At 67.6% G+C, this 14383-nt stretch carries 14 protein-coding genes; 12 read left to right on the top strand and 2 right to left on the bottom strand.

The genetic code is table 11. From position 1 onward, the window contains the following. A complete protein-coding gene (gene tpiA, locus AC07O0_RS07340) occupies positions 1-762 on the bottom strand; it encodes a triose-phosphate isomerase (protein ID WP_494621466.1) in 762 nt (253 codons plus the stop codon). Between the two features lie 149 nt (positions 763-911). Here tpiA and AC07O0_RS07335 point away from each other — a divergent pair, with 149 nt between their 5' ends. From AC07O0_RS07335 to AC07O0_RS07315, 5 genes are all read left to right on the top strand, one after another. Continuing rightward, positions 912-2819 (top strand): peptidylprolyl isomerase, encoded by a 1908-nt coding sequence (locus tag AC07O0_RS07335; RefSeq protein WP_494621464.1) that lies wholly within the window; start codon positions 912-914, stop codon positions 2817-2819. Between the two features lie 10 nt (positions 2820-2829). Beyond that, positions 2830-4344, top strand: a complete 1515-nt coding sequence (trpE, locus tag AC07O0_RS07330) for an anthranilate synthase component I (RefSeq protein WP_494621462.1) — start codon at positions 2830-2832, stop codon at positions 4342-4344. Positions 4345-4561: 217 nt separating this feature from the next. Further along, positions 4562-5536 (top strand): ABC transporter substrate-binding protein, encoded by a 975-nt coding sequence (locus tag AC07O0_RS07325; RefSeq protein WP_494621460.1) that lies wholly within the window; start codon positions 4562-4564, stop codon positions 5534-5536. A 77-nt stretch (positions 5537-5613) separates the two neighbouring features. Then, complete coding sequence (locus AC07O0_RS07320; protein WP_494621458.1) at positions 5614-6537, top strand: ABC transporter permease; 924 nt, start codon at positions 5614-5616, stop codon at positions 6535-6537. Beyond that, positions 6534-7328: an ABC transporter ATP-binding protein gene (locus AC07O0_RS07315; RefSeq protein ID WP_494621456.1), complete on the top strand. Its 795-nt coding sequence runs from the start codon at positions 6534-6536 to the stop codon at positions 7326-7328. The genes AC07O0_RS07320 and AC07O0_RS07315 overlap by 4 nt, the downstream gene beginning before the upstream one ends. A gap of 237 nt (positions 7329-7565) precedes the next feature. On the opposite strand, the gene AC07O0_RS07310 is transcribed toward AC07O0_RS07315, so the two are convergent. Further along, positions 7566-8480, bottom strand: coding sequence for a LysR family transcriptional regulator (locus tag AC07O0_RS07310; protein ID WP_494621454.1), 915 nt, complete (start codon positions 8478-8480; stop codon positions 7566-7568). 107 nt (positions 8481-8587) lie between these two features. Between AC07O0_RS07310 and AC07O0_RS07305 the strand changes: the two genes are divergently transcribed. The 7 genes from AC07O0_RS07305 (at position 8588) to AC07O0_RS07275 (ending at position 14349) form a co-directional block, all read left to right on the top strand. Then, entirely contained in the window at positions 8588-9778 is a 1191-nt protein-coding gene (locus tag AC07O0_RS07305; protein WP_494621452.1) for an MFS transporter, read from the top strand. A gap of 34 nt (positions 9779-9812) precedes the next feature. Further along, positions 9813-10847, top strand: coding sequence for an aldo/keto reductase (locus AC07O0_RS07300; RefSeq protein ID WP_494621450.1), 1035 nt, complete (start codon positions 9813-9815; stop codon positions 10845-10847). A gap of 223 nt (positions 10848-11070) precedes the next feature. Beyond that, positions 11071-11436, top strand: coding sequence for a YciI family protein (locus AC07O0_RS07295; protein WP_494621448.1), 366 nt, complete (start codon positions 11071-11073; stop codon positions 11434-11436). Between the two features lie 2 nt (positions 11437-11438). After that, positions 11439-12701, top strand: a complete 1263-nt coding sequence (locus tag AC07O0_RS07290; protein WP_494621446.1) for an RNA polymerase sigma factor — start codon at positions 11439-11441, stop codon at positions 12699-12701. A 203-nt stretch (positions 12702-12904) separates the two neighbouring features. After that, positions 12905-13678, top strand: a complete 774-nt coding sequence (locus tag AC07O0_RS07285; protein ID WP_494621444.1) for a DUF899 domain-containing protein — start codon at positions 12905-12907, stop codon at positions 13676-13678. A gap of 119 nt (positions 13679-13797) precedes the next feature. Continuing rightward, a complete protein-coding gene (locus AC07O0_RS07280) occupies positions 13798-13962 on the top strand; it encodes a hypothetical protein (protein ID WP_494621442.1) in 165 nt (54 codons plus the stop codon). 27 nt (positions 13963-13989) lie between these two features. Then, positions 13990-14349 carry an SRPBCC family protein gene (locus AC07O0_RS07275; protein ID WP_494621440.1) on the top strand — a complete coding sequence of 120 codons (360 nt, stop codon included), beginning with the start codon at positions 13990-13992 and terminating at the stop codon, positions 14347-14349. Positions 14350-14383: the final 34 nt, after the last annotated feature.

Here is a 14383-nt window from a genome sequence, read left to right as displayed (position 1 = left end):
TCAGGCGCAGGCGCGCGCGATCGCCAGGAAGTCCTCGGCCTTGAGGCTGGCGCCGCCAACGAGCGCGCCGTCGACATTGGCGACGTTCATCAGCTCGGCGGCATTGCTCGGCTTGACCGAGCCGCCATAGAGCAGCCTGACGCCAGCGGCGGTGGCCTTGCCGAGAATGCGTCCGAGCTCGGCCCGGATCGCCTCGTGCATCTCGGCGACATCGGCCGCGGTCGGGGTCAGGCCCGTGCCGATCGCCCAGACGGGCTCATAGGCGACCACGAGCGAGACTGCCGTCGCGCCGTCCGGCACCGAGCCGCGCAGCTGCTTCTTCACGATCGCCAGCGCCTTGCCGGCCTCGCGCTCATCCCTGGTCTCGCCGACGCAGACAATCGGCGTCAGTCCGACCGCCAGCGCCGCCTCGGCCTTGGCCTTCACCTGCGCATTGCTCTCGCCATGCAGGGTGCGGCGCTCGGAATGGCCGACGATCGCGTAGGTCGCACCGGCATCGACCAGCATCGGCGCCGAGACTTCACCGGTATAGGCGCCGCTGTCATGGGCGCTGCAATCCTGCCCACCTGTCGCGATCCGCGAGCCGATCAGCGCAGCCGTCAGCGTGAACAGCAGCGTCGCGGGCGGGCAGATGGCGAGGTCGACGGCGCGCCGCAAGCTGGCGTCAGCGCCCTTCGCCACCTCGGCGGCGATGGCGAGATCCGCCTTCAGCCCGTTCATCTTCCAGTTGCCCGCCACCAGCGGCTTGATCGTTCGCGTCACGTCTGCTCTCCAAATCTTGTCCGTTCGGCTCTACCAATGCCGTCCCTTGATCGCAATCGAGGCCGGTCGCGGTGATTGCCGGAAGACGCCGGTCTACCTATAAGCGGCGCGCAGCGGCATGCCCGCGAGAGGATTAGGAAGACCAGACCATGATGATGCAGGGCATCCGCAAGGCGGGGCAGAGCTTGATCGGCAAGCTCATCATCGCCGTGATGTTCGGTTTCCTGATCATCTCCTTCGCGATCTGGGGCATCGGCGACATCTTCCGCGGCTATGGCCGCAACGCCGTCGCCGTCGTCGGCAAGACCGAGATCGGCCTCGAGCAGGTGCGCACCGCCTATCAGAACGAAGTTCAGCAGCTGCAGCGCCAGCAGCGCCGCCAGATCAGCCCCGAGCTGGCGCGGGCGCTCGGCCTCGACCAGCGCGTGCTCTCTCGCCTCGTCACCGACGCGACGCTCGACCAGACCGCGACGAAGATGGGCCTCGCCGTCTCCGACGAGACCGTGCGCAACATCCTGTTCGCCGATCCGAACCTGAAGAATGCCGCCGGCCAGTTCGATCCCGCCCGCTTCAACGAGCTCCTGCGCGCGATCGGAATGAACGAGCAGCAGTTCGTGCGCGAGCAGCGCGCTGCGACGATGCGCCAGGAGCTCGCCGAAATGGTGGTCGGCGCCGTCACGGCTCCCGGCGCACTGCAGGAGCTCGGCCATCGCCTGCGCCATGAGCAGCGCGAGATCGCCTATATCACCCTGCCCGAGAGCGCTGCCGGCGAGATCGCCGCCCCCACCGATGAGGTGCTGCGCAAGTATTTCGACGAGCGCAAGGCCGCCTTCCGCGCCCCCGAATACCGCACCGCCAATGTGCTCGTCCTGACGGCCGCCAGCCTGGCCGACCCGAGCAAGGTCAGCGATGCCGACGCCCGCGCCCGCTACGAGCAGGTCAAGGCGCAGCGCTTCGGCTCGGCCGAGCGCCGCACGGTCCAGCAGATCGGCTTCCCCTCGATGGAGGAAGCCAAGGCCGCCAAGGCGAAGATCGCCGCCGGCGAGACCTTCGAGGCGGTCGGCGCCAGCCGCAATGTCGCCGAGGCCGATCTGACGCTCGGCACCTTCACCCGTGAGGGCCTGTTCGATCCGGCCGTGCGCGACGCCGCTTTCGCACTGGCGCAGGGCGCGGTCAGCGAACCCGTGCAGGGTGGTTTCGGCGTCGTGCTGCTGCGCGTGCCGACAATCGAGGCGGCAAGGCTCAAGGGCTTCGAGGAGGTCGCCGACGAGGTCCGTCGCGATGTTGCGACGAGCCGCGCCGCCGAGCAGATGACCGAGCTGCACGACAAGATCGAGGACCAGCGCGCCTCGGCCAAGCCCCTGCCCGAGATCGCCAAGGAGTTCGGCCTGGCGCTGCGCAGCTTCGGCCCGGCCGATTCCAGCCTCGGCAAGGCCGACGGCACGCAGGAGACCTCCCTGCCCGGCGGCGACACGACGCTGCAGGCGCTCTTCCGCTCCGATATCGGCGTCGACAACGAGGCGATCCGCTTGCCGAACAATGGCGGCTATGTCTGGTACGACGTCAGCAAGATCGATCCGCCGCGCGAACGCGGCTTCGACGAGGTCAAGGCCGAAGTCGAGAAGCAATGGCGCGCCGACGAGGTCGCCTCCCGCCTCTCAGCCCAGGCCCGCGAAATCGTGCAGAAGCTCGACGCCGGCGAGAAGCTCGACGCGCTTGCCTTCGCGCAGGGACTTGCTTTGGAGGATGCGACGCTCGGCCGGCAGGACCAGAGCGAGGCGCTGCCGCGCAATGTCGTCTCGCTGGTCTTCGGCACGCCCGCCGGCAAGGCCGGCTCGGCTGCGGTCGACAATGCCGGCCGCATCGTCTTCCAGGTCAAGACCGCGACGGTCAGCCCCTATGTCCGCACTACCGAGGATGCCGAGAACTTTGTACGGCTGCTGACGTCGAGCATCAGCGAGGACATCCTCGCCCAATATGTCGGCAAGCTGCAGAGCGATCTCGGCGTCCAGGTCAACCAGGCGGCGCTGCGCAACGCCACCGGCGGCCAGAACTGAAGCAGGGCGCATGGATCCGACCGCCGATTTCGCCCGCTTCGCCGCCGCCTACGCGGCCGGCGAGCCGCAATTGCTGACGCTGTCGCTGGTCGGCGATTGCGAGACGCCGGTCGCCGCCTTCCTGAAGCTGCGCCACGCCTATAAGGGGCCGGCCTTCCTGCTGGAGTCGGTCGAGGGCGGCGCCGTGCGCGGCCGCTACTCGATGATTGGTCTCGATCCCGACCTGATCTGGCGCTGCCATCGCGGTGAGGCCTCGCTCCGCCGCCTGGCACAGGACGAGGATTTCGTCGCCGACCCACGTCCGGCCTTCGAGTCCCTGCGCGCTTTGCTCGCCGAGAGTGCCATTCCCGATCGCGACGGCCTGCCGCCGATGGCGGCCGGCGTCTTCGGCTATCTCGGCTATGACATGGTGCGCCTGATGGAACGCCTGCCGGAGCCCAAGGCGACCGGCCCGGGCGTGCCCGACGCCATCCTGACGCGGCCGACGCTGATGGTGGTGTTCGATTCGATCCGCGACGAGATCACCGTGGTGACGCCGGTGCGGCCTCAGGCCGGCGTCCCGGCCCGCGCCGCTCATGAGCGGGCGCAGGAGCGGCTCGACGCGGTGGTGCGGGCGCTCGAAGGCCCACTGCCCGACGAGGCCGGAATCGATATCACGGCGATCCCGCATCCGGAATCGACCTCGAACACCAGCGAGGCCGAGTTCCACGCCATGGTCGCGACGGCGCAGGAATATGTCCGCGCCGGCGACATCTTCCAGGTCGTGCTCTCGCAGCGTTTCGAGGCGCCGTTCGAACTGCCGCCCTTCGCGCTCTACCGCGCGCTGCGGCGGCTCAACCCGGCGCCCTTCCTCGGATATCTCGACTTCGAGGCCTTCCAGATCGTCTGCTCCAGCCCCGAGATCCTGGTGCGACTGCGCGACGGCAAGGTCACGATCCGGCCTATCGCCGGCACGCGACCGCGCGGCGCGACGCCGGCGGCCGACGAAGCGCTTGCCGAAGAATTGCTGGCCGACCCGAAGGAGCGGGCCGAACATCTGATGCTGCTCGACCTCGGCCGCAACGATGTCGGGCGGGTCGCGGAGATCGGCAGCGTCAACGTCACCGATTCCTTCTTCATCGAGCGCTACAGCCAGGTGATGCACATCGTCTCGAACGTCGAGGGACGCATCTCCGGCGAGCATGACGCGCTCTCGGCGCTCGCGGCCGGCTTCCCGGCCGGCACCGTCTCCGGCGCGCCGAAGGTGCGCGCCATGGAGATCATCGACGAGCTCGAAAAGGACGGGCGCGGCGCCTATGGCGGCTGCATCGGCTATTTCGGCGCCAATGGCGAGATGGACACCTGCATCGTCCTGCGCACCGCGGTCGTCCAGGATGGCCGCATGCAGGTCCAGGCCGGCGCCGGCATCGTCTACGATTCGAACCCGGCCTCCGAACAGCTCGAATGCATCAACAAGGCCAAGGCCCTGTTCAAGGCGGCGGAGGAAGCCGTGCGCTTCGCGGCTCGCAGCCGGCGGGGACAGTGATCCGGCAGCGCATGTTCGCATGCGCCCCTCCCGAAGACGCATGCCTGCTCACTTGCGCGGCATGTTTTGGCCCGCGCATATTGCCGGTAGTCGAGAGCGCCGCTCCCTAGCCTCAAGGTTGCTTCGGGCGGCCACTCAGCAATCACGATCGACCCTGCCCGCTGGCGCAAATGCCTGAAGCGGACCGACAGGGTTCGGCGACAATGGAGAGGAAACCATGCGTTTGCGCGCAACCATGATCGGCAGCGGTCTTGCCCTGGCGCTTCTGGCCGGAACGGCTGCCTTCGCCCAGCAGGCCCAGAAGGTGACGGTCGCGGTCACCGCCATCGTCGAGCACCCGGCGCTCGATGCCGCCCGCGACGGCGTCAAGAAGGCGCTGGAGGAGGCCGGCTACAAGGACGGCACCAACCTCACCTTCCGCTATGAATCGGCGCAGGGCTCCCCAGCGACGGCGGCGCAGATCGCCCAGAAATTCGCCGGCGAGAACCCGACTGTGATCGTCGCGATCGCGACGCCCTCCGCCCAGGCGATGGTGACGGCGACGCAGACGATTCCCGTGGTGTTCACCGCCGTGACCGACCCGGTCGCGGCCCAGATCGTCAAGGACAGGCAGGCGCCGGGCGGCAACGTCACCGGCATCTCCGATTTCTCGCCGCTCGAGGCCCAGTTCGACCTGATCAAGGAGCTGGTCCCCGCGGCCAAGAAGATCGGCGTCATCTACAATCCGGGCGAGGCCAACAGCGTCGCGCTCCTCAACGCCGTCAAGGCGCTGGCGCCTGCCCGCAGCCTGCAAATCGTCGAGGCTTCGGCCGGCCGCACCGCCGATGTCTCCGCCGCCGCGCAGAGCCTGGTCGGCAAGGTCGACGCGATCTACCTGCCGACCGACAACACCATCATCTCGGCGCTCGGCACGGTGCTGGCTGTCGGCACCGACAACAAGCTGCCCGTCTTCACCGGCGACACCGAGTCGGTCCAGAAGGGTTCGGTCGCCTCGATCGGCTTCGACTACTTCCAGGTCGGCGTCGAAACCGGCGCGGTCGTCGTGCGCGTCCTCAAGGGCGAGAAGCCCGGCACCATCCCGGTCAAGAACGCCAGCGGCAGCAACCTCGTCATCAACGCCAAGGCGGCTGCCGCCATGGGCGTGACGATCCCGGCCGCCGTGCAGGCCCACGCCAAGCAGGTGATCAACTGACCTGATAACGCGGCGGCGCCCCGCGCCGCCGCGACCGGCCGCCTCCCCATTCCAGAACAGAACAAGCAGGGCGACCGATGAGTCTCATCGCTACCCTGGGCGCCATCGAGATCGGACTGGTGTTCGCTCTCGTGGCGCTCGGCGTCTACATCACCTTCCGCGTCCTCGACTTTCCCGACCTGACGGTCGACGGCACCTTGCCGCTCGGCGCCGCCGTCGCGGCGGCGATGATCGCAGGCGGCGTCAACCCCGTCTTCGCCACGCTGGCGGCGATCATCGCCGGTTGTCTCGCCGGCAGCGTCACCGCCTGGCTCAATATCCGCTTTTCGATCCTGCATCTGCTCGCCGGCATCCTGACGATGACGGCGCTGTTCTCGATCAATCTGCGGGTGATGGGCGTGCCCAACATCCCGCTGATGAACCGGCCGACGGTGATCGACTTCTTCACCTGGCTGAACCCCTTCATCGCCGCCATGGGGCTGCCCGCCCGCCCGACCCTGCGCGTGCTCGCGCTGCTGATCATCGTCACCGTGATCGCCGCGCTGCTCGCCCGCTTCCTCAAGACCGAGTTCGGCCTCGCCATGCGCGCCACCGGCGCCAATCCGCGCATGGCGCGGGCGCAGGGCATCCGCACCGACATGTACATCTATGTCGGCGTCGCCCTCTCCAACGGCCTCGTGGCGCTGGCCGGCGCCCTGTTCGCGCAGACGGCAGGCTTCGCCGATGTCAGCATCGGCACCGGCACCATCATCGCCGGCCTCGCCGCCGTCATCCTCGGCGAGACCATCTTCCGCACCAAGTCCATCGTCGTCGCGGTGTTTTCCTGCCTGATCGGCGCCATCGCCTATCGCCTCGCCATCGCGCTCGCCTTGAATGCCGGCTGGCTCGGCCTGCGCGCTTCCGATCTCAACCTCGTCACGGCGGTGCTGGTCGGCATCGCCCTGATGCTGCCTGGTGTCGCCAATCCGCTGCGCAGCCTGTTCAAGCGGAGCGCGCCATGATCAGCGTCCGGGACGTCCATGTCACCTTCGGGCGCGGCACGCCGCTGGAGAATCGGGCGCTGCGCGGTCTTGACCTCACCGTGGCCGAAGGCGAGTTCATCACCGTCATCGGCTCGAACGGCGCCGGCAAGTCGACGCTGCTCAATGTCCTCAGCGGCGACGCCCGGGCCGAGCGCGGCACGGTCGAAGTCGACGGCATCGACGTGACGCGTTGGCCGACGCCCAAGCGCGCCAGCCTGATCGCCCGCGTCTTCCAGGACCCGATGGCCGGCACCTGCGAGCGCCTGACGATCGAGGAGAACATGGCGCTGGCCCAGGCCCGCGGTCGCGCCCGTGGCCTGGGCGCGGCGCTCGACCGCTCGCGCCGGTCCCTGTTTCGCGACAAGCTGGCGGTGCTCGGCCTCGGCCTGGAGAATCGCCTTGGCGACTCGATGGGGCTGCTGTCGGGCGGGCAGCGCCAGGCGGTCAGCCTGCTGATGTCGACACTGGCGGGCACCAAGACGCTGCTGCTCGACGAGCACACCGCGGCGCTCGATCCGCGCACCGCAGCCTTCGTGCTCGACCTGACCCGGCGCATCGTCGAGGAGCAGAAGCTGACCGCGCTGATGGTCACCCATTCGATGCGCGACGCGCTCGACCACGGCAGCCGAACCGTGATGCTGCACGAGGGCAAGGTCGTCTTCGACATCGCCGGCGAGCGCCGCAAAGCAATGGACGTGCCGGACCTCTTACGCCTGTTCAAGCAGGTGCGCGGCGAGGAACTCTCCGACGACAGCCTGCTGCTGAGCTGAGACCTCCGCCGTCATTCCGGGGCGACGCGAAGCGGCGAGCCCGGAACCCATGGCCGCGACATCGCTCCAGTTCGTCATGCTCGCCCTTGTGGCGAGCATCCACGTCTTGGACACCGCACGCGATCAGTGATGCAAAGACGTGGATGGTCGGGACAAGCCCGACCATGACGGAAAGGGCAGTGTTCATGGATTCCGGGCTCAGGCCTGCGGCCTGCCCCGGAATGACGATGCAGGTTCTCAGGCTCGAATCTTCACGTTCCGCGCCAGGAAATCGATGAAGGCGCGCATCCGCGCCGGCACGAAGCCGCCCTGGCCGAGATAAACGGCGTGGATCACCTCGATGTCGCCGGCATTGAAATCCTCCAGCACCGTGACGAGCCGCCCAGCGGCGACCTCGGCCTGGGTATGAAAGCGCCCCAGCCGCGCCAGGCCAACGCCGGCGACTGCGAGCTGGCGCGCGATCTCGCCGTCGCCGACCTGCGTGTTGCCGAGCGCGGCGATCGAGATCAGTGCGCCGTCGACGCGAAACGGCCAGCCCTCTACCGAGCGGGCGAAATTGAAGCCGATCAAGTTGTGCTTCACCAGATCGGCCGGCGTCTTCGGCTCGCCATGGCGGGCGAGATAGTCAGGGGAAGCGACGACCGCGACACCGCTCTCGCCGATCTTGCGGGCCATCAACTGGTTGCCGCGGAGGGGACCGGGTGCGACGCGGATCGCGATATCGGCCCGCTCCTCGATCAGATCGACGACCTGGTCGGTGAAGACGAGATCGACCGAGAGCTCGGGATGCTCGGTGAGGAAAGCCGGCAGCAGCGGCAGCAGAATTTGATTGCCGAAGGCGACATTGGCATTGACCCGCACCCGCCCGCGCGGTGCCCGGCCCGCCGCCGCCTCGCACTCGGCTTCAGCGATGTCGGAGAGGATGGTGACGCAGCGCTGGTGGAAGGCCTGGCCCTCGGCGGTCAGTTGCAGCTTGCGCGTCGAGCGGTTGATCAGCCGCGCGCCGAGCCTGGCCTCCAGCCGCGTGACCAGCTTGCTGACGGCCGACGGCGTCATGCCGAAGAGCTTGGCCGCGGCTGAGAAGCCGCCGCGCTCGACCACGGCCGCGAACACTTCCATTTCGCCGGAGCGGTTGCTGAGCAGGGTTGCCATAGTGAACTCAAATCACAAGTGATGTTACGAGCGGCATCCTAGTTCAAATCGCTGCACTGCACCATCTGGCTGGGCATCATTCCCTCTCGCCTGGCGCGGAGCGTCCCATGCCCATTGCCGTCTATGCCCTCACCGCCGGTGCCTTCGGCATCGGCACCACCGAATTCGTCATCATGGGCCTGTTGCTGCAGGTCGCCGCCGATCTCGGCGTCTCCGTGGCGATGACCGGCCTGCTCATCTCAGGCTACGCGCTCGGCGTCTTCGTCGGGGCGCCTGTCCTCACGCTCGCCACCCGCAAGCTGCCGCGCAGGCAGGTGCTGATCCTGCTGATGGCGATCTTCACCCTCGGCAACATCGCCTGTGCGCTCGCGCCGAGCTACGGCCTCCTGATGGCGGCGCGCATCGTCACCTCGCTGGCGCACGGCACCTTCTTCGGCGTCGGCTCGGTCGTCGCGACCAGCCTCGTCCCCGAGGACAAGAAGGCCTCGGCCATCGCGGTGATGTTCACCGGCCTTACCATCGCGACCCTGCTCGGTGTCCCCGCCGGCGCCTGGCTCGGCCTGCATTTCGGCTGGCGCGCCACCTTCTGGACCATCGCCGCGATCGGCGTCATCGCCATGCTGGTGCTCGCCCGTCTCGTCCCGGCCGACAAGGGCAAGGTCGAGGTCGCGCCGCTGCGCCAGGAGCTCGCCACCCTCGCCGATCCGCAGGTCCTGCTCGGCCTCGCCATGACTGTGCTCGGCTTCGGCGGCGTCTTTGCGGTCTTCACCTATATCCAGCCGATCCTGGTCGAGATCACCGGCTTCTCGCAGGAGGCCGTCTCGCCGATCCTGCTGCTCTTCGGCCTCGGTCTGATCGTCGGCAACATGCTCGGTGGCAAGTTCGCCGACCGCAACCTGCCGGTGGCTTTGCTCGCGACCACCGCGACGCTCGCCATCGTGCTCTTCGCCATGACGGCGACGCTACGCTCGCCTGTCGCAGTGACGATCTTCGTCGGCCTGATCGGCGCCGCCGCCTTCGCCACTGTCGCGCCGTTGCAGATGCGCGTGCTCGACAAGGCGGGACCGGCCGGGCGCAATCTCGCCTCCAGCCTCAACATCGCCGCCTTCAACCTTGGCAATGCCTTCGGCGCCTGGCTCGGCGGCGTCACCATCGACCACGGCCCGGGCCTTGCCGCTGTGACCTGGGTCGCCGCCTTGGTGCCGCTGGCGAGCCTGGTTCTGGCGCTGATCAGCCTGCGCCTCGACAAGCGCCCGCAGACGGCGCTGCAGACCGCTCCTGCCTCCTGTCCGCAGTGAATGTCATCAAAGACTTGGAACAAGGAATTCGACCATGGACTACCGATATCTCGGCCGCTCCGGCCTCAAGGTTCCCGCTCTCAGCTTCGGCGCCGGCACCTTCGGCGGCCAGGGCCCGCTCTTCAGCAACTGGGGCACCAGCGACGCCAAGGAAGCGACCCGCCTCGTCGACATCTGCCTGGAAGCTGGCGTCAACCTGTTCGACACCGCCGACGTCTATTCGAACGGCGCCTCCGAAGAAGTCTTGGGCGCCGCGATCAAGGGCCGGCGCGACAAGGTTCTGATCTCGACCAAGCTGACCCTGCCGATGGGCGACGGCCCCAACGAGGCCGGCTCCTCGCGCAGCCGCCTGATCGCCGGCACCGAGGCCGCACTGCGCCGGCTCGGCTCCGACCATATCGACCTGCTCCAGCTTCATGCCTTCGACGCCTTCACGCCAATCGAGGAAGTGCTGTCGACGCTCGACGCACTGGTCCGCGCCGGCAAGATCCGCCAGGTCGGCGTCTCCAATTTCGCCGGCTGGCAATTGATGAAGTCGCTGGCGCTGGCCGAGAAGCACGGTTTCCCGCGCTATGTCGCCCATCAGGTCTATTATTCGCTGGTCGGCCGCGACTACGAGTTCGACCTGATGCCGCTCGGTCTCGACCAGGGCGTCGGCGCGCTGGTCTGGAGCCCGCTCGGCTGGGGTCGCCTCACCGGGAAGATCAGGCGCGGCCAGCCGCTGCCCGAAGGCAGCCGCCTGCACCAGACCGCCGATTTCGGCCCGCCGGTCGACGACGAGAAGCTCTACGCCATCGTCGACGTGCTCGACGAACTCGCCAAGGAGACCGGCAGGAGCATCCCGCAGATCGCGATCAACTGGCTGCTGCAGCGTCCTGCCGTCGCCTCCGTGATCATCGGCGCCCGCAATGAGCAGCAATTGCGCGACAATCTCGGCGCCGTCGGGTGGGCCCTGACGCCAGAGCAGATCGCCCGGCTCGATAAGGCGAGCGCTATCGTTCCGCCCTACCCGGCCTTCCCCTACCATCGCCAGGAGGGCTTCGCCCGGCTCAACCCGCCGGTCGTTTAAGGTTCAAAGTTCGTCTGAGGTCATCCCGGACGCAGCGAAGCGGAGATCCGGGACCCATGCCTGAACCGATCCGAATGAGGTTCCGGCATGGGTCCCGGGTCGGGCTTCGCCCGCCCGGGACGACTTCGTTTGAAGGATAGTCGACACAGCTTGATTTTTTTCGCGCGGCCTTGTCGGCTGCCGGCCCGGCCGAACGTCCTTGGCCTGAACCGGAGCGCTGCGCATGCACTACGCCATCCTTTGCTATCATTCCGAAGAGGTCGTCATGGCCTGGACGAAGGAGCAGAACGACGAGGTCATGGGCCGCCTCGAAAAGGTCCGCCAGCGCATCGCCAAGGAAGGCAAGCTCGGCCCGGTCGCGCGCCTGCTGCCGACCACGGCGGCCACGACGCTGCGCAAGGACCGCGACCCGCCGCTGATCATCGACGGCCCCTTCGCCGAGACCAAGGAGCAGTTCCTCGGCTTCTACATCGTCGACGTCGCCGATCTCGACGAGGCGCTCGGCATCGCGCGCGAGCTTGGCGAGGCCAATCCGGGCGGCGCCTTCGAGGTCCGTCCGCTCGCCGTCTATTACCCGGCCGGAGTCTGATCATGGCCGAGATCGCCTGGATCCATGCGGCGCTGACCTCGGCGCGCCCTCAGGCGATCAGCGCCCTCTTGCGCTATTTCCGCGATCTCGACATCGCCGAGGAGGCCTATCAGGAGGCCTGCCTCAGGGCGCTCCGGACCTGGCCGCAGAACGGCCCGCCGCGCGATCCGGCCGCCTGGCTGATCTTCGTCGGCCGCAATGTCGCGCTCGATCAGGTCAGGCGGCAGAAGAAACAGGAGGCCCTGCCGGACGAGGAGCGGCTCTCCGACCTCGGCGACGCCGAGAGCGAGGTCGCCGAGCGGCTCGACGGCGGCCATTACCGCGACGACATCCTGCGCCTGCTCTTCATCTGCTGCCATCCCGATCTGCCAGCGACGCAGCAGGTTGCGCTCGCCCTGCGCATCGTCTCTGGACTGAGTGTCAAGCAGATCGCCCGCGCCTTCCTCGTCGGCGAGAGCGCGATGGAACAGCGCATCACCCGCGCCAAGGGCCGGGTCGCCGCCGCGAACGTGCCGTTCGAGACACCCGGTGCGGTCGAGCGTGCCGAGCGTCTCGCAGCGGTGGCGGCGATGCTCTATCTCGTCTTCAACGAGGGCTATTCCGCCAGCGGCGCCGAGAGCGACCGCCGCCGCCCCTTCAGCGAGGAAGCGATCCGATTGACGCGGCTATTGCTGCGGCTGTTCTCGACCGAGCCCGAGATCATGGGCCTCCTGGCGCTGATGCTGCTCCAGCACGCCCGCGCCGCAGCAAGGCTGGACGCAAACGGCCAGATCATTCTGCTCGAGGATCAGGACCGCACGCTCTGGGACCGCGAGATGATCGCCGAGGGGCTGGCGCTGGTCGACAAGGCAATGCGCCACCGCCGGCCCGGCGCCTACCAGATCCAGGCGGGGATCGCCGGCGTTCACAGCCGCGCCGCACAGCCGGATGAGACCGACTGGGCCCAGATCGACCTGCTCTACGCCACGCTGGAGCATATCCAGCCCTCGCCGGTGATCACGCTCAACCGCGCCGTCGCCGTAGCCAAGCTGCGTGGGCCGGAGGCGGCGCTCGCCATGGTCGAGCCACTGGAACAGCAGCTCTCGGGCTATTTCTACTTCTTCGGGTTCAAGGGCTGGCTGCTGATGCAGCTCGGCCGCGACCGCGAGGCTCGCACGATCTTCGACCGCGCCATCGCGCTCGCCGGCTCGGCCAGCGAAGCCGCCCATATCCGCCAGCACATCGACCGGCTGATGCGAGAGAGCGGGCAGGCCGCAGCCGGCTGAGGTCGGCGACGGAGCACTGCTGAAATTTTTCAAGGCGCGGTGTCGGCACCGCGCCCGCTCGTTCGTCCTTGCTCCAAAGGGGCAACGAGCGGACGGCGCCAGCGAGACCTGGCTAAAGCCGAAAACTCGTCGATGACAACAGCTTGCTTCGGAATCCTGAGTTCCAGGATTCCGAAGCGGCCATTGCAGCGAGGAGACCGATCATGACGCAGACCACCGTCAGCAAGGAAGACTGGATCGCCGCCCGCAAAGCCCTGCTCATCAAGGAAAAGGAGTTGACGCGCCAGCGTGATGCGATCGCCGCCGAGCGCCGTGCCTTGCCGCGCATCCGGATCGAGAAAACTTATGTCTTCGACACCCCGACCGGGAAGCAGACGCTCGCCGACCTGTTCCGCGGCCGCAGCCAGCTCATCGTCAAGCATTTCATGCTCGCTCCCGGCCAGATAGAGGGCTGCGTCGGCTGCTCCTTCGAGGCCGACCATGTCGAGGGCGTGCTGCAGCATCTCGAACGACATGACGTCGCCTATGTCGCCGTGGCGCGGGCGCCGCTCGCCGAGATCGAGGCCTACAGGAACCGCATGGGCTGGAACTTCCACTGGGTCTCGTCCCATGGCAGCGACTTCAACTACGATTTCGACGTCTCCTACACGCCGGAGCAGCTCGCCAACGCCTTCTACAATTTCGAGACGATCGCCTCGCCGCTGGAGGACCTTTCCGGCCATACCGTCTTCGAGAAGGATGGCGGTGGCGCGATCTACCAGACCTATTCGACCTTCGGCCGCGGCGCCGAAGAGGTGCTCGGCACCTACATGTATCTCGACCTGACGCCGAAGGGCCGCAACGAGACCGGCCCCGCCGGCAACCTCACCGACTGGGTCCGTCCCCACGATCGCTACGACACGCCCGGCAAGACCGACATGACCGGCCGCTGGCGTGAGGAGCCGGCCGCCTGCTGCCACGCGCCCGCAGCGGGCTGAGGCGTAGTGGCTGGAGCCCAAAAAAATTTTCAACCGCAGTGTCGGATCGCCCTAGGCGCCCACGTCCTTGCAGCAGACGGGCGGAACAACGGCCCGAAATGCCTGAACAGGAGTAAGCCATGCTCACCTACATCGCCATCGCCGTGCTCGCCCTTGTCGCCGGCCTCCTCATTGTCGCCGCACGCAAGCCCGATATCTTCGAGGTCAGCCGTTCCGCGACGATCCGGGCGACGCCCGAGCGCATCTTCGCCTTGCTCGCGGACTTCCAGGAATGGGGCGCCTGATCGCCCTATGAGAAGAAGGATCCGGCGATGAAGCGCAGCTTCAAGGGCGCGACTTCCGGCGTCGGTGCCGTCTATGTCTTCGACGGCAACAAGCAGGCCGGCACCGGCGAGCTCGCCATCGTCGAGGTCCAGGCACCGGTGAAGCTCGCCGTCACCCTCGACATGACCAAGCCGATGGCCTGCCACAACCTGATCACCTTCACGCTCGCCCCGGCTGAAGCCGGCACGCTGGTGACCTGGCGGATGGAAGGCGCCTGCCCGTTCCTCGGCAAGGTCATGGGCACGATCTTCAACATGGACCGCATGGTCGGCGACGATTTCGAGAAGGGCCTCGCCGCCCTCAAGCAGGCGACAGAGCGGCCGCAACTGGTTGCTGCCGCCGCCTGACCACGGCGCATTCGACTGTTCACCCCAGAGAAGC

The sequence above is a fragment of the Allobosea sp. GW821-FHT10B12 genome, from assembly GCF_059415545.1.
The sequence above is the reverse complement of the archived record's forward strand: the minus strand, read 5'-3'. Positions and strand labels throughout refer to the sequence as shown.

Coding starts and splice junctions, on each gene's coding strand:
- AC07O0_RS07335 (WP_494621464.1), top strand. CDS start 912: ATGATGATGCAGGGCATCCGCAAGGCGGGGCAGAGCTTGATCGGCAAG.
- trpE (WP_494621462.1), top strand. CDS start 2,830: ATGGATCCGACCGCCGATTTCGCCCGCTTCGCCGCCGCCTACGCGGCC.
- AC07O0_RS07325 (WP_494621460.1), top strand. CDS start 4,562: ATGCGTTTGCGCGCAACCATGATCGGCAGCGGTCTTGCCCTGGCGCTT.
- AC07O0_RS07320 (WP_494621458.1), top strand. CDS start 5,614: ATGAGTCTCATCGCTACCCTGGGCGCCATCGAGATCGGACTGGTGTTC.
- AC07O0_RS07315 (WP_494621456.1), top strand. CDS start 6,534: ATGATCAGCGTCCGGGACGTCCATGTCACCTTCGGGCGCGGCACGCCG.
- AC07O0_RS07310 (WP_494621454.1), bottom strand. CDS start 8,480: ATGGCAACCCTGCTCAGCAACCGCTCCGGCGAAATGGAAGTGTTCGCG.
- AC07O0_RS07305 (WP_494621452.1), top strand. CDS start 8,588: ATGCCCATTGCCGTCTATGCCCTCACCGCCGGTGCCTTCGGCATCGGC.
- AC07O0_RS07300 (WP_494621450.1), top strand. CDS start 9,813: ATGGACTACCGATATCTCGGCCGCTCCGGCCTCAAGGTTCCCGCTCTC.
- AC07O0_RS07295 (WP_494621448.1), top strand. CDS start 11,071: ATGCACTACGCCATCCTTTGCTATCATTCCGAAGAGGTCGTCATGGCC.
- AC07O0_RS07290 (WP_494621446.1), top strand. CDS start 11,439: ATGGCCGAGATCGCCTGGATCCATGCGGCGCTGACCTCGGCGCGCCCT.
- AC07O0_RS07285 (WP_494621444.1), top strand. CDS start 12,905: ATGACGCAGACCACCGTCAGCAAGGAAGACTGGATCGCCGCCCGCAAA.
- AC07O0_RS07280 (WP_494621442.1), top strand. CDS start 13,798: ATGCTCACCTACATCGCCATCGCCGTGCTCGCCCTTGTCGCCGGCCTC.
- AC07O0_RS07275 (WP_494621440.1), top strand. CDS start 13,990: ATGAAGCGCAGCTTCAAGGGCGCGACTTCCGGCGTCGGTGCCGTCTAT.